Genomic DNA, 19,871 nt, shown 5'->3' with positions numbered 1-19,871 from the left:
TGGCATGGGCTTATTGTGATCCTCATCCTAGAAGACGATAATCCCCAGAAAAACAGAATGACTCTCTTCGCCACATTGAGAATCGCACCACGATGATTGAACAGACGCTGGATCTCACCCTCTTCGACCGCGTCGTCACGACGGGCAGCATGTCGGGCGCGGCCCGTGAGCTGGGACTGTCGCTGGCGGTCGTCAGCAAACGCCTCGGACTGCTGGAGCAGCGGCTCGGCGTGCGCCTGCTCAACCGCACCACGCGCAAGCAGGCGCTCACCGAGGAGGGACAAGTCTTCCACGCGTGTTGCCAGCGGATTCTGGCGGAGATCGCCGAGACCGAACGGTTGATGACGAGCCAGGCGGGCACCGTTGGCGGCGTGCTGCGGATCAGCGCCCCGCGTGCGTTCGGGCGTCGTCATCTGACGCCATTGCTCGTCGCATTTCGCGAACGGCATCCCGATGTGAAGGTGCATCTGTCGCTGAGCGACCTGTGGGTCGATCTCCTCGCCCATCCCATCGACGTCGCCATTCGCGTGGGCACCCTGCCCGACTCAAGCCTCGTCGCACAGGAACTGGCGCCGAACTATCGGGTGCTCGTCGCATCCCCCGGTTATCTGGCGCTGCGCGGTACCCCGGACGACGTGGGCGACTTGCGGCATCACGACTGCATTCTCTTTGGCAACGCTCCACATGGCGACTGGCGATTTGTCTCGCAATCCGAAACGTTGCGCGTTCAGGTGCCCGACACCTATGTCGTCGACGATGGCGACACGGCCCATGAACTCGCGCTGCATGGGGCAGGCATCGCGCAGAAATCGATCTGGGACGTCGGCGACGACATTCAGGCCGGTCGTCTTACCCGCGTGCTGCCGGCGCTCCGGATCCCGGCGGCACCACTGCATGCCGTGTACCCGCACAGCCGCCACCTTGCGCCGCGAACGCGCCTGTTCGTCGACTTCCTGCGAGACCGGTTGCGAGCGACATGGCGCTGGCCTCAACACTGACGCGCCCGTCGCCATCGACGGCGCTTCAGCCGTGGGAATCGGCCATATTTCCGCTCTCCCCACCCTGACCTCGCTTACCGCGTCTCCCCATTCGCACCGCGTGCATCGGCTGCCATCACGGCCTCACGCCCCGCGCTCAGCAACGCTTCCGATAGCGCGGGATCGGCACCGACCACCGCCCGCGAGAGCACCAGCGAACCCACCATCTGCGCGAATCGCGCCATGGCGCGCTGGTACGCCTGCTCCCGCGTCAGCCCTTGCGCGACGCCGGCCGCCGTCATGTGTTCGAGCGAGTCTGCGAGTCCCTTCGCGTAACAGGCCTGTGCTTCATCGCCGATACGCGGCACATCCCCGGCAAAGCCCGCCATCGGGCAACCGCATGCCACGTCGTCCCGATGCGCCGTCGACAGATACTTGTCGACGCTAGTCTTCGGTTTCCCGCCCGACGCCGTCGCCGCCTGGCTCTGTGCCAGCAAGTCCTCGTTGGCCGCCATCGCCCGCGCCATCACGGCAGCGACAAGCGCGTCTTTCGACTTGAAGTGGTTGTAGAAGCCGCCTTGCGTGAATCCGGCCTCCTTCATCAACGCCGTCAGCCCGACGGCATCGACACCGCGTTCGCGGAATAGCCGGTCGGCCGCACTGACGATCGCCTCCCGATTCTCCGCTGCCTGTTCCCGTGAAATGCCCATTTCTGCTCCTTAGCCGCTAGCGGCCAGGGCGACGAGGCGTGCCCGGCACCTGCCCGACGCGTCGACGTCCCCAACCCATACCCAATCGCCACTATCGGCATCATCAAAAAAGACAATGTCGATCACCATTGACAAGTGCCCGCGCAATTTGCACAATCCACCCAAGCTGACGATGGCGACCACCATTGTCATGAACTGTAACCGAATTCACCTGCCGTTGCTACGGCCCGTTCGGCCTACCTACCTTGTTGGAGCAGTGAAATGAAGATCGAAAATGCCGTCGTATTCGTCACCGGTGCGAACCGTGGTCTGGGACTGGAGTTCGCCAAACAGGCGCTGGCGCTTGGCGCCAAGAAGGTCTATGCCGGATCGCGCGATCCGTCGAAGGTGACGCTGCCGGGCGTGATCCCCGTCAAGCTCGACGTCAACAACGCGCAGGACGTGGCTGCTGCGGCCGAACTCGCGGGCGATGTCACCCTGCTCATCAACAACGCCGGTATCGCCAGCGCCTCCGAAGGGCTCACGCGCCCGGGTTCTGCTGATTTGCTGCGCAAGACGCTGGAAACCAACCTGTTCGGGGTGCTGGCCATGACGCAGGCATTCGCCCCGGTTCTGGGCCGCAACGGCGGCGGCGCGCTGCTCAACGTGCTGTCCATCGTGAGCTGGGTCAATTCGCCCGTGATCCCCGAATACTCGATTACGAAGTCGGCCGCATGGTCACTGACCAACGGCGTGCGTCATGAGCTTCGCAAGCAAAACACGCAGGTCGTGGGTCTGCACGCGGGTTACATCGATACCGATCTCACGAGCGGCTTCGACGTGGAGAAAACCGCACCCTCGGACGTCGTGCGTCAGGCCTACGCGGCCATCGAGGCGGGTGAACTCGAAGTCAGCGTCGACGAGAAGACGCGCGCGGTCAAACAGGCGCTGACGCAAGGCGTCTACCTGATCGATCCGTCCACGCAATCGTGATCTCGGCGGCATTGCGCGCCGGATGAAAAAACGCCGCGGTGCCCCATGGAAAACGGGGCACCGCGGCGTTGGTGTCGTCGGAACCTGTCGCCTGTCCAGCCTCGGCTACCGGTTCCGGCGAAGCGTCAGAGACGTCAATGACGTTATGCCGCCTTGTCCATCTGGCGTTCACCCCCCACGGCTTCGACCAGATCGTCGAGCATGCGGGCGAGTTCACCGGTCATTAGCGCAACGTCGGCGTCGAACTTCTCGGCTTCGCCTTCGGCCGTCGGATCGGCGGCGTCCTTGATGATATCGAGCGGCGTCACGCGCTTGATGATGAACGCGTCGGTCAGCACGAACGAGATGCGGTCGTTCCACGTCATCGCCAGCTTGGTGCAGCGCTTGCCGGCTTCGATGTGCTGACGCACGTCTGCACCGTCGAGCGGGTGCGCCACGTAGCGCACGGCGGCCTTCTCATCGGTGTTCGAGCGCAGTTCCACGTCCTGATCGACGGTGAACCCGGCGGGTGCATCGTTACCGGCGAGCCACGAGGTCATCACGGCGACCGGCGCCTCGTTCAGTTCCACGTTCTCGAGAATGATGTCGAGCGTCTTGAGCAGCAGGCTGCGCACTTCGTCGGCCTTCGCAGGCGACGCGGCATCGATCACCAGCCAGCGGTTCACCGGATCGATCCACACGCGCGTATCGCGGCGAATGCCGAACGCGCGCGGCAGCAGTTCGTCGGTGACTTGCTCCTTGAGCTCGCGCATCTGCTTGCGGCCCGGCTTGAAGCCTTGCTGCTCTTCGAGTTCGGCGGCCTTGGCGCGCGTCACCTGATTGACGACGGTCGTCGGCAATAGCTTCTTTTCGGCGCGATAGGCCAGCAGGAACTGACGATTGATGCTGTGCACGAGTTCGCCGCCATCACGCGGCGGCGCCCAGCCCTGCACCTGCATTTCGAGGCTGCCGCCCTCACGGAAGGCGTGCTTTTCCAGCGCCTCTTCCATTTGCGCGACGCTCATGGACCAACCGGCAGGAATTCGGTGCAACTGAAGATTCTTGAACCACATCGGCATCACCGCAAAATCAAAAGCATGGATTTTACCAGCGCCGGGAGGTACGGCGAAGTGCGGTAACCCGAATCGTGCAAGAAGCCTTCGGAAGACGTCAGAGGAAACGGTCGAGAATCTTGCGGCTGGGCTTATCCAGCGCGGCTGAATCGCGAATCAGGAAGTGAATGCCGTGGTTGTCGGTGATGAGCAACGTCTGCCCACCCAGACGCCGGATGTCCTCTTCGCCGCGCAGCACGAACGATACCTCGCCGCGATTCGTCTCGACGGTCCAGGTGCTCGGCGTCGCGAACGTCGACACGCCCTTGATGCACAGTACCTCCGGCATGAATTCACGCGCCGCCAGCTCGTCGCGCACCAGCGCGCGCATGTCCGCCGGAAGTCGGTCGAGCGAGTCCAGCCAGACCAGTTCGCGGCCTTCCGTGCTCACGAGCGCGAGTCCTTCGTCCGGCGCGGCAATCGGGAAGGCGCGCACGGGCACGACGCCTTCATGGGCGACGCCCTCGGCGTCGGTCAGCACCAGACGTCCGAAGGCGTTGCGCGAGAGGGTGAAATCGATCTGCATAAATGGCTTCGCGAACGGTTCGGTTGACGATCAGTTGACGGAGAGCGGCTGCGCCGGCGCGGCCGTGACCGCAGCCACCGTGGCGGCGGCTTCGGCCGACTCGACGACTGCGTCGATATCCGTGTCGACGTTGCGCTGCTGCGCCTGATAAAGCTTGTAGTAAGCGCCTTCGCGCGCGATCAGTTCGTCGTGATTGCCCACCTCGACGATCTTGCCGCGATCGAGCACCACGAGACGGTCGGCCTTGCGCAGCGTCGAGAGACGGTGGGCAATGGCAATCGTCGTACGACCCTTGACGAGGTTGTCCAGCGCCTTCTGAATTTCCTTCTCCGTGGCCGTATCCACCGACGACGTCGCTTCGTCCAGAATCAGAATTCTCGGATCGATCAGCAACGCGCGGGCAATCGAAATCCGTTGACGCTCGCCACCCGAGAGCGCCTGACCCCGCTCGCCGACAAGCGAATCGTAGCCATGCGGCAGACGCAGAATGAACTCATGCGCATGCGCGGCACGCGCGGCAGCCACGATCTCGGCGCGCGTGGCTTCGGGTTTGCCGTAGGCGATGTTGTCCGCAATCGTGCCGAAGAACAGGAACGGCTCCTGCAACACCAGACCGACGTTGCGACGGAAGTCCGAGACCGGCAGCGCGCGAATGTCCACACCATCGATCTGGATCGAGCCTTCGGCCACATCGTAGAAGCGGCAGATCAGGTTCACCAGCGTGCTCTTGCCCGAGCCGCTGTGCCCGACCAGACCGATCATCTCGCCCGGCGCGATGCGCAGATCCATCCCCCGGATCACCGCGCGGTTGCCGTAACGGAAGCCGATGTCGCGCAGGTCGATCGCGCCCTTCACTTCCTTCAGATGCACCGGATTGACCGGCTCCGGCACGTTCGAGACGTGATCGAGAATATCGAAGATGCGCTTGGCGCCGGCGGCAGCCTTCTGGGTGACCGAGACGATGCGACTCATCGAATCGAGACGCGTATAGAAGCGGCTGATGTACGTCAGGAACGCGGCGAGCACACCCACGGTGATCTCATGCTTCGAGACCTGCCAGATACCGAAGATCCAGACGACCAGCAACCCGACTTCCGTCAGGAAGGTAACGGTCGGCGAGAACAGCGACCAGACCTTGTTCACCCGATCGTTGACGACGAGGTTATGACGGTTCGCTTCCTTGAAGCGCGCCACCTCGCGATTCTCCTGCGCAAACGCCTTGACCACGCGAATGCCCGGAATCGTATCGGCCAGCACGTTCGTGATTTCCGACCAGATACGGTCGACCTTCTCGAAGCCATGGCGCAACCGGTCACGCACCAGATGGATCAGCCAGGCGATGAACGGCAGCGGCACCAGCGTCACGACCGCCAGCCAGGGGTTGATCGACACGAGAATGATCGCCGTCATCACGATCATCAGCACGTCGGTCGCGAAGTCCAGCAAATGCAGGGAAAGGAAGACGCAGATGCGGTCGCTTTCCGACCCGATGCGCGCCATCAGATCCCCCGTGCGCTTGCCGCCGAAGTACTCCAGCGAGAGGCGCAGCAGATGGGAATACGTGGCCGTGCGCAGATCGGCGCCGATCCGCTCCGATACCTTGGCGAGCAAGTACGTACGCGCCCAGCCAAGCACCCAGGCGACCAGCCCGGCCCCCAGCAACCCCGACAGATACATTCCCACCAGGTGGTAATCGATCGGTTTGCCGTTCTGGAACGGGATCAGCACGTTGTCCATGAGCGGCATCGTCAGATACGGCGGGATCAGCGTGGCGCCCGTGGCACAAAGCGTGAGCAGGAAACCGGACAATAACTGGAAGCGATACGGACGGGCGAAGCGCCACAATCTGAGCAATGCCCATGTCGACGGCGGGGCTTCTGTTTCCGGGTTGCATTGCGGGCACTCTTCGGCCCCCGAGGGCAGTTCCGCCTGACAAATGGGGCAAACGCCCACCTCCTCCGGCTCGTGGCTCGCAGCGTGACCGGCGACCCGCGCGTCGCGCTGGCGCACGATCGTATCCATCAACGTGAGCGCCGCCGGATTGTGACCCAGCGTATAGCGCCAGTTCGCGAGCTTCTTGCTTGCGTCGCACAGCTCCAGCGAGCCCACGCCCGCGTGGTCCGTGTGCGTCAGCGTCAGATCCGCACGGTACGGCCATGCCTGCCAGGCGCCCGACGGCGTGTCGCGGCGCGCCTCACGTGCAAGGACACGGCGATCGGTCGCGACGACCACGCCCTGGGCGAAGTGCAATTGCGCGTCCAGATCGACGGTAAGCCACGCGAGCACGGTCTCGCCATCGGCCAGTTGGGCGGAAAGATCGAGGTACCAGGGTTCAGCGGCGGCATTGCGGGCCGGCGTAGCTGCCGAAGGCGCGGCGGCGGAAGGATCTGTCGATGTGGCGGCGGGTGACGCCGCTGAAGCGGAGGTGTCGGTCATTGATGCGGCAGACGTGTCCTCAAGGGGCGGACATCGAGCAATCGGAGAAAAATCGACGCGGACTTTCCCTGTCAGGTCCGCAAAATTGCCGCAAGTATAACCACAGCGACGCTTTTTGCGGCACGGAGTTCCCGCATGACACGGTGCAACATCGAAATATTGTTGCGACTGTCAACCGTTTACGGATTTTTTGCGTTAAGCATCCAGTTAACTGTAAAAGCGCGACCGGCTGTGCCGCCTGAAACCGGCCTCGCCGGCTTTCCCGTACCAGCCCTGACGCGTGAATAAAAGCCTTAGATGAAAAAGAAAGACATTGAGATTTTCGATGTCCTGTCGCTGCGCGGACCGAATATGTGGACATATCGGCCGGTGCTTGAGGCATGGGTCGATATCGGCGAACTGGAAGAGTTCCCGTCCAACAAGATCCCGGGATTCCCCGAGCGGCTGTCCGAGTGGCTGCCCACCCTCATTGAGCATCGTTGCAGCATCGGCGAGCGCGGCGGTTTCCTCCAGCGCCTGCGCGAAGGTACGTGGCCCGGCCACATTCTCGAGCACGTCACGCTTGAGCTCCAGAATCTCGCCGGCATGCCCGGCGGCTTTGGCAAGGCACGCGAAACCCCGATCTCGGGCGTCTACAAGGTGATCGTGCGCGCCTGGCATGAAGACGTGACCCGTGCGGCGCTGTTCGCGGCCCGCGATCTGGTCATGGCCGCCATCGAAGACCGTCCTTACGACGTCGAGGCCGCCGTGGAAGACCTTCGCGGCCTGGTCGACAAACACTGCCTCGGCCCGAGCACGGCGTGCATCGTCGACGCCGCCGACGACCGTGACATCCCGCATCTGCGTCTGTCCGACGGCAATCTGGTGCAACTGGGCTACGGCGCTGCCGCCCGCCGCATCTGGACCGCCGAGACCGACCGCACGCCCGCCATCGCCGAGAGCATTTCGCGCGACAAGGATCTGACCAAGCAACTGCTCGAATCGTGCGGTGTGCCGGTGCCGGAAGGCCGTCTGGTCGATAGCGCCGAAGACGCCTGGGAAGCCGCAGAAGACATCGGCCTGCCCGTGGTCGTCAAGCCGTACGACGGCAACCATGGCCGTGGCGTATTCATCAATCTCACCACGCGAGACGAAGTCACCACGGCGTTCGGCGTGGCGCTCGAAGAAGGCAACGGCGTGATCGTCGAGCGCTTCGTGCCGGGTCTGGAGCACCGTCTGCTGGTCGTGGGCGGGCGTGTCGTGGCCGCCGCGATGGGCGAAATGGCCTCCGTCGTGGGCGACGGGCAACACACCGTCTCCGAACTCATCGAGCTGCAAATCAATAACGATCCGCGTCGCGGCAGTGCGGAAGACCAGCCGCTCAACCGCGTGCGCATCGACTCGTCGGCCCGTCTGGAACTGAAGCGTCAGGGCTTCGACGCCGATTCCGTGCCGCCCGAAGGCAAGAACGTGCTGATCCAGCGCAACGGCAACGTCGCTTTCGACGTGACCGATCGCGTACACCCGAGCGTAGCCGCGCATGCGTCGCTGGCCGCGCGCATCGTCGGTCTGGACATCGCCGGTGTCGATCTGGTGGCGGAAGACATCTCGCGCCCGCTCGCAGAACAACGCGGCGCCATCGTCGAAGTCAACGCCGGTCCGGGCCTGCTGATGCACCTGAAGCCTGCCGACGGCGCCCCCCGTCCGGTCGGCCGCGCCATCGTCGATCACCTGTTCCCCGACGGCGACGCCGGTCGTATTCCGGTCGTCGGCATCACCGGCACGAACGGCAAGACCGTGACGGCCCGCCTGCTCACGCACCTGCTGCAACTGGCGGGCGAGCATACCGGCCTGGCTTGCAGCGACGGCCTGTTCCTCGACAAGCGTCTGGTGCAAGGCGGCGACCGCGCCAACTGGGACGCCGCGAACCGTGTCCTGATGAACGCCGGCGTGACCGCCGCCGTCTTCGAGAACGACAACACCGCCATTCTGTCCGAAGGCCTCGCCTACGACCGCTGCCAGGTCGGCATCGTGACGAACATCGATCGTCCGGACCATCTGGGTCAGTATTTCGTCGAAGACGTCGACCGCATGTTCAGCGTGATGCGTACGCAAGTGGACGTCGTGCTGCCCGACGGCGTGGCCGTGCTGAACGCCCGCGATCCGCTGGTCGTGGAAATGGCCGAGCTGTGCGACGGCGACGTGATCTTCTTCGGACTGGACGAGCAACTGCCGGCCATCGTCGCGCATCGTGCCGAAGGCAAGCGCGCGGTGTTCGTGCGCAACGGGCAGGTGATTCTCGCGACCGGCTCGGAAGAAACCGACATCGGCGCCACCGCCAACATGCCCCTGACCTATGCCGGCCGTGTCGGCTTCCAGGTCGAGAACGTGCTGGCCGCCGTGGCCGCCGCCTGGTCGATGGGCGTGGCGCTGGACGTTCTGCGCACCGGCGTGACGACGTTCGACGTCGGTCAGGTCGATGCCCCGGGTCGCTTCACCCTGTTCGAAAAGCAAGGCGCGACGGTCATCGTCGACGACGCCCACAACGCACCGGCCCTGAATGCACTGGCTGCCGCCCTCGCCACCCTGCCGGCAGAGCGCCGCACGGTGGTGTACGGCCCCGGCGCCGACCGCATGGACGAAGACCTTCAGGCCGAAGGCAAGCTGCTCGGACAGACGTTCGACAGCGTGGTGCTGTGCGACGACCTGAGCATTGCGCGCAAGCGTGAGTCGGCCGAGTCGCGCGCCCAGTTGCGTGCGGGCATCGACACCGCCGGCCGCAAGGTTCAGGTGACGGATGCCGGCGAGCGCCGCGCCGCCGCCGAAACCGCCTTGGCCCAGCTCGCCAGCGGCGACCTGCTCGTGTTGCAGGCCGACGAAGGCGGCGCCGCCGCGATGCTCGATCTCGTGCATCTGTGGATGGGGCAGCCGATGCGGGCGCTGGCCGCCTGAGGACGCCGGACGCGTCGAATGCATGATGAGCGGCGGCCGACAGGATTTCCTGCTGCCGCCGTCTCTATATAGATAGCCACCGAATATCCAAGCCACAGCCGTTTTTCTCGCCAACCATTTGCCATATAGGGACGCGAAGTGGACAGACAGGGATTGCAATTTATGGAAGTCTCCCGTATCCGCGCGCTGCGCGGGCCGAACCTCTGGAGCCGTCACACCGCCATCGAGGCGATCGTGACGTGCACCGATCTGGAATACTCGATCGGCAATCTGGCCGGTTTCGAAGCTCGTCTGCGCGCCCGCTTCCCCGAGCTGCCCGCGCTCACGCCCGACGCCGAGGAGCGTCCGGTGTCGCTGGCCGACGCGCTCGCCACCACGGCGCTGCACCTGCAAGCCGCCGCCGGCTGCCCGGTGACCTTCAGCCATACGACACAGACCATCGAGCCGGGCACCTTTCAGGTCGTCGTGCAATACAGCGAAGAGCCGGTCGGACGTCTCGCCTTCGATCTGGCGCAGCAACTGATCCATGCCGCGCTCGAAGACGGCCCGTTCGATCTGGCCGACGCCCTCTATCGCTTGCGCGATCTGGATGAAGACGTCCGTCTCGGCCCGTCGACCGGCTCGATCGTGTACGCCGCCGTCGCTCGCGGCATTCCGTACCGTCGCCTGACCGAAGGCTCGATGGTGCAGTTCGGCTGGGGCAGCAAGCAGCGCCGCATTCAGGCAGCCGAGACCGACCGCACCTCGGCCGTGGCCGAATCGATCGCACAGGACAAGGACCTGACCAAGACGCTGCTGCACGCCGCCGGGGTGCCGGTGCCGCTTGGCGGCACGGTGCGCGATATCGAAGACGCGTGGAAGCTGGTGCAGGAGATCGACGCACCGGTCGTGGTCAAGCCGCGCGACGGCAATCAGGGCAAGGGTGTCGCCGTGCGTCTGCGCACGCGCGAAGAAATCGAGAAAGCCTTCGAAGCCGCGCAGGACATCAGCCGCGACGTCATCATCGAGCGCTACATTCCGGGCCACGACTTCCGTCTGCTGGTCATCGGCAACAAGCTGGTCGCCGCCGCGCGCCGCGATCCGCCGCAGGTCACCGGTGACGGCGTGCATACCGTGCGCCAACTGGTCGACGCCGTGAACGCCGACCCGCGTCGCGGCGAAGGCCATGCCACGTCGCTGACCAAGATTCGTTTCGACGACATCGCGCTTGCCACGCTGGCCAAACAGGGCCTGAACGCCGACTCGGTACCGGACGCCGGGGCACGCATCGTGCTGCGCAACAACGCCAACCTGTCGACCGGCGGCACGGCAACCGACGTCACCGACGACGTCCATCCGGAAATTGCTGCACGCGCCGTCGCGGCCGCGCAGCAGGTCGGGCTTGATATCGCCGGTGTCGACGCCGTGTGCGAAACGGTCATCAAACCGTTCGAAGATCAGGCCGGCGGCATTGTGGAAGTCAATGCCGCGCCGGGCCTTCGCATGCACCTTCAGCCGTCGTACGGCAAGGGTCGTGCGGTGGGCGAAGCCATCGTCTCGACCATGTTCGAAGACGGTGACGACGGCCGTATTCCGCTCGTGGCCGTCTCGGGCACGAACGGCAAGACGACGACCGTGCGCCTGATCGCTCACCTCATCGCCCAGCAAGGGCTGCGTGTCGGCATGACCGGCACGGATGGTATCTACATCAGCGGTCAGCGCATCGACACTGGCGATTGCAGCGGCCCGCGTAGCGCGCGCAACGTGCTGATGCACCCCGACGTGGACGCGGCCGTGTTCGAAACCGCACGCGGCGGTCTGCTGCGCGAGGGCCTCGCCTACGACCGTTGCGACGTCGCCGTGGTGACCAACATCGGCATGGGCGACCACCTTGGGCTGTCGTACATCAACACGGTGGAAGATCTGGCGGTGCTCAAGAGCGTGATCGTGCGCAACGTGGCGCCGCGCGGCATGGCGGTGCTCAATGCGGCCGATCCGATGGTCGCGCGCATGGCAGACGCCTGCCCGGGCGACGTCACCTACTTCGCCGTGGACGCCGCGCATCCGGTGCTCGCCACGCATCGCGCCAAGGGCAAGCGTGTGGTCTATGTCGACGGGGCTCACATCGTGACGTCGCACGGCAGCGAAGAAACACGTTACGCGCTCGCCGCCATTCCGCTCACGCGCAACGGCACCATCGGCTTCCAGGTCGAGAACGCCATGGCCGCCATCGGCGCGGCCTGGGCATTGAAGATCGATCCGGTGACGATCCGTGCCGGACTGGTGACCTTTGTGAACGACGCAGGCACTGCACCGGGGCGCTTCAACGTCTTCGATTACAAGGGCGCGACGCTGATTGCCGACTACGGTCACAACCCGGATGCCATCGCCGCGCTCACGCAGGCGGTGGAGACGATGCCTGCCCGCCGCCGTTCGGTGGTGATTTCGGGCGCGGGCGATCGCCGCGACGAAGATATCCGTCGTCAGACGGAGATCCTCGGCGACGCCTTCGACGACGTGCTGCTCTATCAGGACCAGTGCCAGCGCGGACGCGAAGACGGAGAAGTGATCCGCTTGCTGCAAGAAGGTCTGGTGGGCGCGCGTCGCACGAGCCACGTCGACGAGATCAATGGCGAGTTCGTCGCCATCGATACCGCACTGGCCCGCCTGCAACCGGGCGATCTTTGCCTGATCCTCATCGACCAGGTCGACGAAGCGCTGGCGCACATCGCACAGCGAGTTGCCGAGGCCGGCGCCCGCTGAGCCTGCTCTCCGGGAGCCTCACCGGCTCCCGGGGATTGTCGACGTGCCTCCGCCCCCGGATGCGACAAAGGGTAGCGCCTCAACGCTGCCGGCACGGTATATAGTCGGGCCCTCGACTTCAGGGCCCGACCTTATGACCGATCGTCAGTACATCATTCCGCCATCCATGGCTGCCATTGTCGAGCGCGCCGGCTACGTGCCAGCCGTTCGTGCCGGCGCCACCGTGTTTTGCGCGGGCCAGGTCGGACGCACCCCCGACATGACCGTCATCCACGACCCCGAAGCGCAATTCGAGGCTTGCTGGGACAACCTGCAAACCGTGCTTACCGCCGCTGGCTGCACGTTCGACGACGTCGTCGACATGACCACTTACCACGTCGACATGTCACGCCACATGCCGATATTCCGCACCGTCAAAGACCGGCGTTTCCCTCGCGGAACCTGCGCCTGGACATGCATCGGCGTGTCCGAGCTGGCACATCCCGGATTGCTGGTCGAGATCAAGTGTGTGGCGATCTCGCGCGATGGCCTCACAGAACGTTTCGGGTAACGCCCAGCAACCGCGTGGCATTCGATTGATGATCGGCACTGATGGCAGTCAATGCCTCGATGTCGATACCCCGGTCGTACCTCATCCCCATTTGATAGAGCTGTTCGAAGGCAAATTTGTGGATCACCGCGGCGTCTGCCGGAAACCCCCGCTGCTCGAAGACGTCGGCACATTGTTTGCAGAGTGCGCTGATCCCCGGGTAATTCGGTCCGAATGCACGCGCGGCATCGACGAGCACCTCGTAGACCTGCGCAACGTCTGCGCTCAGGGCAAGACGCAGGAGCTGCGCCTGCGCCGCAGCTCGCACCGCGCCGGCTTTGGCTTCTCCGGCGAGGTATAGGTGATACGACGCCTTGAACATGTGCATCGCAGAGTCATGCAGTTCACCGGTCTTCTCCCGATACACGCCTGACCACGCCCGGTTCGCGCCGATTCGCAGTTGCATGCCACGCTGAATCCTGATCTGTTCTTCACGAGCCGCCGCCGGGAGCATCACAAGGCAAAGCGCCGTCTCCGCATCGCGCCTTTCGGCGATCTGCGCCGCCTGCTCGTGGAGTTCCGCCGCAATCCTGTACTCGCCCAATGCCCCAAAAAAGCGGGCTAGCGGCACGCGCAGCGTGACACTGTTTCGGTCACCCGCGAGCGCGGCCAACAAGCTTCCGGCCAACGCACAGGCATGGTTTTTGTCCAGCCCCGACATCACGCTGCCGTCAACGCCAACGGCCAGACCGAACAGAAACGCGCTCATCCCGAAATAGTGTGTCGTGGTATCGGCGAATGCTTCGAGCAACGTCCGCGACGATGCCCCTTCGAAATTCGATTGCAGAAGACTCGTTGCTTCGTGCTGCGTCAGGTTGAGGCCATCCTTGGCGAACGTCCGACCGATGAGCGGGCAGCGAAACACCGTCCCCGGAATCTGCACGGCGATCAGCCCCGTCGACATGGCATGCAGGCCGGTCGCGTCGACGTTCAGCCAGTTCACCACCATGGCATCGCGAACATGTGGCTTCAGCGAGGCCAGCAGACGGGCGGCGGCCTTGTCCGCCACGTCTAGCGTCGGGCGCTGCCCCAGAACATGCAGCAAGCCTTCGCGGGAAATCGCAAGATGACATTGCACCAGCAACTTCACCGTCTCCGGCACGTTGACATCGTCCTTGAAACAGGGCGCAAGATCCTGCCAGATATGAGGCTTGAAGACTTCCATCTCAAGGAAGGCCGTAGCGATGAGCATGGCCTCCGAACCCGCGCAGGCGGCCCCCGCATCCGCTTCAAACCGGCGCATCGCCGCCGCCAATGGCGTTTCGCCGATACCCGTGCCGAGATCCGGCGTCACGGGAATGGGCGCACGTCCGACAGGTGTCGACATCATCGCGCTCTCCTCCCCGGCTGAAGCAATTGCAGCAATTCGAGCGCCTCGACCTCGCCGATGAAGTCTGCGCTCGTCAACGCCCGCCCCAGCATCGGGTGCCGATGCGCCTTGCCCAGCATTTCGCGGCGTCTGATCGTGTTGACTAGCTGATAGACGGGCTGCCCCTTCGCACCGCGTGCCGTTTCCAGCAGTAGCCAATGCACTTTGGGATCGCCATCGAACGGCAGCGTCGCGTTCGGGCCGATGATGTCCCCAAATTCGATGGTGTAGTCCGGCCCGGCAAGCGCGGTCATGCCGTTCATTTTGCCTAGATGGGATGCAATGGCTGAGCGCATCGCTGCCGGAACATCAGCCCGATCCGGGTCGAAGCGGGCACGCGTGCAGTACCGCCAGGTCTCGGAGACATGGAAATCGCGCACTTTCGCCAACGCATCTGCATCCTCGACGAGATTCGCTTCATGAATCTGCGGCAGACGCTCGGCCGTCAGATAGTGCGTCATTGCGGCGCTTAAGTCGCGCCCTCTGGCAGCAAACGCCGTGGCACACTGCGTGCCGGTCGCACTTATACGGCCACTACTGATGGCGATGGCGTCGAACGCTTCACGAAGCACCGGTGCGACTTCGGAATAGCGCGCGACGCCTGCGAGTTGGTGAAGGTTCGTGAGACCACGCGTACATGCGTGCTCGGCAAGCGCCGGTTCCCTCGCGGCCGCTCGGCGTTGCGCGGCCTTGAAATGCTGTTTTGCCGCCAACGCCAACTCACCACAACGCGCATAGTAGTGAGCCGCCAACGCGTGCTCATTTGCGATGCATATCTCAGCGTGACGTCGCACGTCCGCCGCCGTGTCATGCCCACTGTTTGTAAAACGGGAGATTCCATAGACGTCACCCGGCAAATCACGCTTACGATGCACCGCCATCTCGGCACGCACGTCGGCGGCACGCCGGTAATCTTCCATCTCGCCGAAGTATCGGGCAAAGGCCTCGCAGAACACGGTGCGCCGTCCATCGTGCCGCAGCGCCTCGAACACCGAAATGGCAAGCGCGTGAAGCGCATCGGCATTCAATGTCGACGGCATACGTCCATTGGTATCGATAAGCGCGCGTAGCAGATGCGCGGTCGTCTGCGGATGATGCGTCGTCAACGCCGGAAGCATGTCGAGTACGGTGCGGCCGTCATCGGCGCCCGCTGGACGAGCGTGCATCAGTTGCACCGCTTCCTCCTGCGTGAGATGCAGGCCACTCTCACCGACGGCCTTGCCGATGAGCAGGCAGCGAAAGCCGCTGTCCGGGATGTCGGCAACAATGCAGTGGTCTGCGCTCACGTGCAGGGATCGGTCGCCGGGCATCGACCAACGCTGAATCATGGCCGCGCGCGTATGTGGCGACAGGATCTTCAGCAGCCGTGCGGCATCGTCGGCGACCCGATGAATCGTCTGCTTGCGTACTAGATGAGCAAAGCCGTTAGGGAACGTTGCGAGGTGGCTCCGCACCAGGACGCCCGCCGTATCGGTATCGTCCTGATTGGCACCGAACCATTGGGCAACAGTTTGCTTACCCTCCGGCGTGACTATCTTCAATGTGAGCCGCCCCATGGCGTGATCCAGCTCCGCTGCACCGGGGAAAACGACATTCGCCGCTTCCTCGACGATTCGTATCGCCGGTCGCAGATCGTGCAAGTCACCGTGTGGCGAGACGTCCACCGGAGGCCTGACGTCAGGACACCCCATTGCCTCGGATACTGCTGTCATCATCGATCGACTCCTGCTCCTGTTGGATCACGTCCGAGCGCAACGCCCGCTCTGCGTCCTGTGATTGCCTGCCGGCGGTGTAAAGCATGTTCACGACCTTCAGACCTCTGACGAAATCCGACCGCTGATAAGCACGGTTATGGCAGGGATGCCGGGTCCCGGACGCAATCAGTGCGCGCATGGTGCCTTCGGTGACAAAGTCGTAGAGCTCGCGGCCGGTCGTCTGCGTACCGCCATGCATCAGCACCCAGCGCGAGTCTGGTTCGACATCAAAAGGGTTGCAGGTAATGGCGTCGCAGGCTTCGCTGAACCTGATAATGGCGGTCTGTCCGACCACCCCATCGGGCGATATCAATTTGCCCCACAACGGACCCGCGGTGAACGCCAGCAAGCTGCCGATGTCCTCTGGCCCCGCCTTCCGATTGGCACGCGCAAAGCATTCCTGCGCACAGCTTCGGTGGTGTGTCGCGAGAGGCATCGTGATTGCCTCGTCGACACCCTGCGCGCGTAGCTTTGTCACATAGTCGACGGCCAGCATATGGAGCAACGCCGCCGCAAACGGATACCCGCATGCCTCGAACGTCTTCGCGCATCGCTCGTAGGTCATGCACAGCCCCTCGTAATCGCCGCGCACCTCACCGCGAGCCTCGTCGAGGATCTTTTCGACCTCACCGAAGGCGTTCGTCAGCGCCGACGTCTGTGCGGCGCGCGCGTAATACGCCAAGGCGTATGCCGCATCGCCGGCGTCGCGAAAACGTCTCGCGGTCGCCAGGCATGACCGTATTTCTTCCGGCTTGTTAGTTTCGAGGCATGCCAGATGCAACGCTGCCGTCGAGAGTCGAGCCGCGGACAATGTGGCATTGAATATCGCCCGTTCCCAATGCGCATCGCGAAGCGTCTCTGGCACTTTTTTCGAGAGCCCCGCCTCGTTCCTCGCAAGTTGCAGACGAAATGCCGCCACAGTGTCGTGTGCTTCCGCCGCGCGCGCATGATCGCCGCTTATTGCGAAAAACCTGGAAAATCGATCACCAAGCGAAACAGGGACATCGTTCCTTCCTTTGAGTGCATCGTGCACGATCACCGCAACGCCATAAAGTGCGTCCCGATCGACCTCTGACAGGGGACTTCCATTCGCCCCCATCACCTTCGCCAAAAGATTACCTACGACGTAACGCTGCCGAGGCGCCACCTCTGGCAACGCGTCCAACACCGTGGTTGACGTCTGCCGATCGTCAAGACGTGCGAGCAGAAACTGTGTCGCCTCGCGCTGCGTCAGACCCAGACCGTTAGGGGAAATACATCCGTCCATCACCGGGCAACGAAAAGCCGTCCCCGGAATGTCCATCGCCACCAGACCGCTCGGCGTCATCATCAAAGAGGCATGCTCGGGCGCCGACCATCGATCCAGTATTTCGGCACGTGCGCTCGGTGTCAGCGCGTGAAGCATAATCGTCGCCTCGTCGCCCAGCGTCTTGATGTCCGCGACGCGTAATGCATGCTTCATGCCGACGTCGCATGTCACGAGATGGCTCCTGACGAGCTTCGCGACCATGGATTTCCGATCCGTACCTTCCTTGAAAGCGGCGCTGATCACGCGCCAGTTGTCGGCGCGCGCAGCAACCTTCTGAAGCCGCTCGATCGCGCGATCTATTTCATGAGACCCGGCGGAACACTGCTGCAATACCGCGTCGAACTCTTGTATCGCGACGTCCAGCGACGGTTCCGGCTTGCATTCCCGCCAAGCCGGAAAACACGCACTCACCCAAGGACGAATGACTTCCCAAACCATTGCCTGCCTCCGCGTCGTCCATTCACGGCCATTGCGCGACAAGGTCGACGCAATGGATAGCGAGCAGTGTCCCACCGCGCTGCGTCACAGGCGTGCACAAATCGCTCAGGCTGCCAGTTTCAGGAGGGACGGGGACGAAGATGCTGCTTAGGCGCCTAAGCGAGCATGCGATTCACACGGCGTCACAGGTCGGTCGGCGCGCTGTCGTCATCGAACCTCAGCACGACCTTCAAGGCGCCGGTGGCTTGCCGCGTCGTCAGCATGTCGAGCGCCGCGACACCGTCGACGAAATCCGACGCCTCCAAAGGCACCTGCCGATAGAGATGCCGCCCGCCCCGGGAGACCAGAGCCCGGCGCGTGTCTTCGGTCATGAGCTCATAGACTTGCCTGACGTCGTCCCGAGGGCTTCGTCGAAACAAGACCCAGTCGAGCGACGCGTGCTCGTCGAACCCCTCTTGTGAGATCACGTCGCTCGCCCCCTCGAAATAGACGACGAAATCGTTTCCGATCAACCCGTCCTGCGAGGTCAACGTATCGAGATTCGCGGCAATGGCCGAACGAATCAGGCCCGGCAGGTCGCGCATCGTTTCCGAGAGCCCGATTGCGGCAAATATCTCGCGTGCCTTTTGCAGATGCGTCTCGGCCAGCGCCCGTTTGCCGGCAGCGCCCGTGTCGGGTGAGGCAAAAACATTGCGACTTTCCCGCTCGGGCCACAGATGGCTGGCCAGCAATTCATGCGTCATCGCCGCGCTGACATGCAGACCCCGCGCAGCGAACGCGTCGGCACAGCGCAACCCGACTTTGGACGCCGAGCCATGAGCGCCGCCGTAGGATCGGATGGCGTCATGAAGTACATCGATCACCTCTGGAAACACCTCATAAGACGCCAGCTTTTCAGCCGCATTGGCGTACATCGTCGCCGCCATGTCGCTTTGACGCACCGCTTCGAAGGCCTTCGCGGACTTCAGATACTGGTCGACGGCCAGTCTCGGTTTCTCAGCGCGTGCGTAGTGAAAGCCCGCCCATTGCCGGTTTTCGGCAACGCTCGCCTGATTGAACGCTCGAATCTCGTCGGTCGTCGTGAGCGCCCCGCGCGCGACTTCGCCCAGACGCAGATTGTCGCGGGGGTCCATCCCCTCACGCAGCGTCGCTGCGATCTCGCGAGATTGCGCCGCACGAGTGTTGTCGCCCATCCAGTTGAAGAATCTGGCGAGCGGCTCGCGCACCGATACATCGCCCTCGATATCCTTCAGAAAGTCATGTGCTTCGGCCGCAAGCGAGTAAACCGCGTCCGAATCCAGCCCCGGCGACAAGCTTCCGTCCGAGCCGATCGCCGCACAGATCAGAAAGTAGTTGCCGACCGTGTGGTCCTCCCCCAGCCCCGGCAGCATTTGCAGCAGCGTCGTGCCCGGCGGCGTTCCCTCAGGCCGCGCGAGCAGCAATTGCGTCGCCTCGCTTTGCGACAGATTGAGGCCGAGCGACGAAAATCCGCCGTCGATCAACGCGCAACGAAAGTCGGTGCCGGGAATATCCAGTGCCACGACCTTGCCCTCGGTCACGTGCACGGATGACCCTTCGGGTTCCGTCCATCGCCGCACGATTTCGGCGCGCACCTCCGGTCGGACGCAACGGATCAGCCCCCGGGCCTGCCCATCCAGGTGACGGTACGAATGGGAGGCAAGTGCGTGATCCAGCCCGGTGCGAGATGTTGTGATGTGGTTGCGCACAAGACGTTTGACGAACACGCCGAGATCGATGTCCGGTGCGAAGGCACCTTCGATCACCTTCCGGCCATCGCCTTTGGCAAACGCCTTCTCGACGCGTCCGATCGCCTTGTCGAGTTCGGCCGCGCCCGCCGAGCAGGTTCTCAGACTGCTGTCCAGCGCGTCCATCGTGTGGGTCAATTGTGCGGCCGGCGACTCGAAGGTCCGGCACGATTGAAGCGCGCCTCTCAGCGCGTGCAGGGCACTCGAAATCATTGCAGCCCTCGCGATGGCGCAAGCGTCGGCACCAAGGACGGGCAGTTG

Annotated in this window: 13 protein-coding genes; 5 read left to right on the top strand and 8 right to left on the bottom strand. The window is 63.7% G+C overall.

Annotated elements, in window-relative coordinates; genetic code table 11:
- Window positions 1-92 precede the first annotated feature (92 nt).
- Window positions 93-998: a LysR family transcriptional regulator gene (locus A9762_RS19985; protein WP_069343768.1), complete on the top strand. Its 906-nt coding sequence runs from the start codon at window positions 93-95 to the stop codon at window positions 996-998.
- A 74-nt stretch (window positions 999-1,072) separates the two neighbouring features.
- Here A9762_RS19985 and A9762_RS19980 read toward each other — a convergent pair whose 3' ends face one another.
- Complete coding sequence (locus tag A9762_RS19980) at window positions 1,073-1,687, bottom strand: TetR/AcrR family transcriptional regulator (protein WP_069343767.1); 615 nt, start codon at window positions 1,685-1,687, stop codon at window positions 1,073-1,075.
- A 261-nt stretch (window positions 1,688-1,948) separates the two neighbouring features.
- On the opposite strand from A9762_RS19980, the gene A9762_RS19970 reads away from it, so the two are divergent.
- A complete protein-coding gene (locus A9762_RS19970; protein WP_069343765.1) occupies window positions 1,949-2,659 on the top strand; it encodes an SDR family oxidoreductase in 711 nt (236 codons plus the stop codon).
- A gap of 143 nt (window positions 2,660-2,802) precedes the next feature.
- Here A9762_RS19970 and A9762_RS19965 read toward each other — a convergent pair whose 3' ends face one another.
- The 3 genes from A9762_RS19965 to A9762_RS19955 all read right to left on the bottom strand — a co-directional run bounded on the left by A9762_RS19965 (window position 2,803) and on the right by A9762_RS19955 (window position 6,712).
- Window positions 2,803-3,711, bottom strand: coding sequence for a recombination-associated protein RdgC (locus A9762_RS19965; protein ID WP_069343779.1), 909 nt, complete (start codon window positions 3,709-3,711; stop codon window positions 2,803-2,805).
- Window positions 3,712-3,808: 97 nt separating this feature from the next.
- Entirely contained in the window at window positions 3,809-4,276 is a 468-nt protein-coding gene (locus tag A9762_RS19960; RefSeq protein WP_069343764.1) for a DUF1854 domain-containing protein, read from the bottom strand.
- Window positions 4,277-4,306: 30 nt separating this feature from the next.
- Window positions 4,307-6,712, bottom strand: coding sequence for an ABC transporter ATP-binding protein (locus tag A9762_RS19955; RefSeq protein WP_069343763.1), 2,406 nt, complete (start codon window positions 6,710-6,712; stop codon window positions 4,307-4,309).
- A gap of 297 nt (window positions 6,713-7,009) precedes the next feature.
- Here A9762_RS19955 and cphA (A9762_RS19950) point away from each other — a divergent pair, with 297 nt between their 5' ends.
- The 3 genes from cphA (A9762_RS19950) (at window position 7,010) to A9762_RS19940 (ending at window position 12,935) form a co-directional block, all read left to right on the top strand.
- Complete coding sequence (gene cphA / locus A9762_RS19950) at window positions 7,010-9,643, top strand: cyanophycin synthetase (RefSeq protein WP_069343762.1); 2,634 nt, start codon at window positions 7,010-7,012, stop codon at window positions 9,641-9,643.
- A gap of 162 nt (window positions 9,644-9,805) precedes the next feature.
- The gene (gene cphA, locus A9762_RS19945; RefSeq protein ID WP_069343761.1) at window positions 9,806-12,385 is read left to right on the top strand and encodes a cyanophycin synthetase; all 2,580 of its coding nucleotides are present in this window, start codon (window positions 9,806-9,808) and stop codon (window positions 12,383-12,385) included.
- Between the two features lie 133 nt (window positions 12,386-12,518).
- Complete coding sequence (locus A9762_RS19940; RefSeq protein ID WP_069343760.1) at window positions 12,519-12,935, top strand: RidA family protein; 417 nt, start codon at window positions 12,519-12,521, stop codon at window positions 12,933-12,935.
- Here A9762_RS19940 and A9762_RS19935 read toward each other — a convergent pair.
- From A9762_RS19935 to A9762_RS19920, 4 genes are all read right to left on the bottom strand, one after another.
- Window positions 12,916-14,304: a hypothetical protein gene (locus A9762_RS19935; protein WP_069343759.1), complete on the bottom strand. Its 1,389-nt coding sequence runs from the start codon at window positions 14,302-14,304 to the stop codon at window positions 12,916-12,918. The two genes, A9762_RS19940 and A9762_RS19935, sit on opposite strands and share 20 nt — an antisense overlap.
- On the bottom strand, window positions 14,301-16,058 hold the full coding sequence (locus A9762_RS19930; RefSeq protein ID WP_139133305.1) for a hypothetical protein: 1,758 nt from the start codon (window positions 16,056-16,058) through the stop codon (window positions 14,301-14,303). The genes A9762_RS19935 and A9762_RS19930 overlap by 4 nt, the downstream gene beginning before the upstream one ends.
- Window positions 16,021-17,844: a hypothetical protein gene (locus tag A9762_RS19925; protein WP_069343757.1), complete on the bottom strand. Its 1,824-nt coding sequence runs from the start codon at window positions 17,842-17,844 to the stop codon at window positions 16,021-16,023. The genes A9762_RS19930 and A9762_RS19925 overlap by 38 nt, the downstream gene beginning before the upstream one ends.
- A gap of 182 nt (window positions 17,845-18,026) precedes the next feature.
- On the bottom strand, window positions 18,027-19,823 hold the full coding sequence (locus A9762_RS19920; RefSeq protein WP_069343756.1) for a hypothetical protein: 1,797 nt from the start codon (window positions 19,821-19,823) through the stop codon (window positions 18,027-18,029).
- Window positions 19,824-19,871: the final 48 nt, after the last annotated feature.

The sequence above is a fragment of the Pandoraea sp. ISTKB genome (assembly GCF_001721285.1).
In the GTDB taxonomy this organism is placed as follows: Bacteria; Pseudomonadota; Gammaproteobacteria; order Burkholderiales; family Burkholderiaceae; genus Pandoraea; species Pandoraea capi.
This window is presented reverse-complemented; position numbering and strand designations above follow the sequence as displayed.

Excerpts from the sequence above, each read along its gene's own strand:
- A9762_RS19930 (WP_139133305.1), bottom strand. The coding sequence starts at position 16,058 with ATGATGACAGCAGTATCCGAGGCAATGGGGTGTCCTGACGTCAGGCCT.
- cphA (WP_069343761.1), top strand. The coding sequence starts at position 9,806 with ATGGAAGTCTCCCGTATCCGCGCGCTGCGCGGGCCGAACCTCTGGAGC.
- A9762_RS19920 (WP_069343756.1), bottom strand. The coding sequence starts at position 19,823 with ATGATTTCGAGTGCCCTGCACGCGCTGAGAGGCGCGCTTCAATCGTGC.
- A9762_RS19970 (WP_069343765.1), top strand. The coding sequence starts at position 1,949 with ATGAAGATCGAAAATGCCGTCGTATTCGTCACCGGTGCGAACCGTGGT.
- A9762_RS19965 (WP_069343779.1), bottom strand. The coding sequence starts at position 3,711 with ATGTGGTTCAAGAATCTTCAGTTGCACCGAATTCCTGCCGGTTGGTCC.
- A9762_RS19925 (WP_069343757.1), bottom strand. The coding sequence starts at position 17,844 with ATGGTTTGGGAAGTCATTCGTCCTTGGGTGAGTGCGTGTTTTCCGGCT.
- A9762_RS19980 (WP_069343767.1), bottom strand. The coding sequence starts at position 1,687 with ATGGGCATTTCACGGGAACAGGCAGCGGAGAATCGGGAGGCGATCGTC.
- A9762_RS19960 (WP_069343764.1), bottom strand. The coding sequence starts at position 4,276 with ATGCAGATCGATTTCACCCTCTCGCGCAACGCCTTCGGACGTCTGGTG.
- A9762_RS19955 (WP_069343763.1), bottom strand. The coding sequence starts at position 6,712 with ATGACCGACACCTCCGCTTCAGCGGCGTCACCCGCCGCCACATCGACA.
- A9762_RS19985 (WP_069343768.1), top strand. The coding sequence starts at position 93 with ATGATTGAACAGACGCTGGATCTCACCCTCTTCGACCGCGTCGTCACG.
- cphA (WP_069343762.1), top strand. The coding sequence starts at position 7,010 with ATGAAAAAGAAAGACATTGAGATTTTCGATGTCCTGTCGCTGCGCGGA.
- A9762_RS19940 (WP_069343760.1), top strand. The coding sequence starts at position 12,519 with ATGACCGATCGTCAGTACATCATTCCGCCATCCATGGCTGCCATTGTC.
- A9762_RS19935 (WP_069343759.1), bottom strand. The coding sequence starts at position 14,304 with ATGATGTCGACACCTGTCGGACGTGCGCCCATTCCCGTGACGCCGGAT.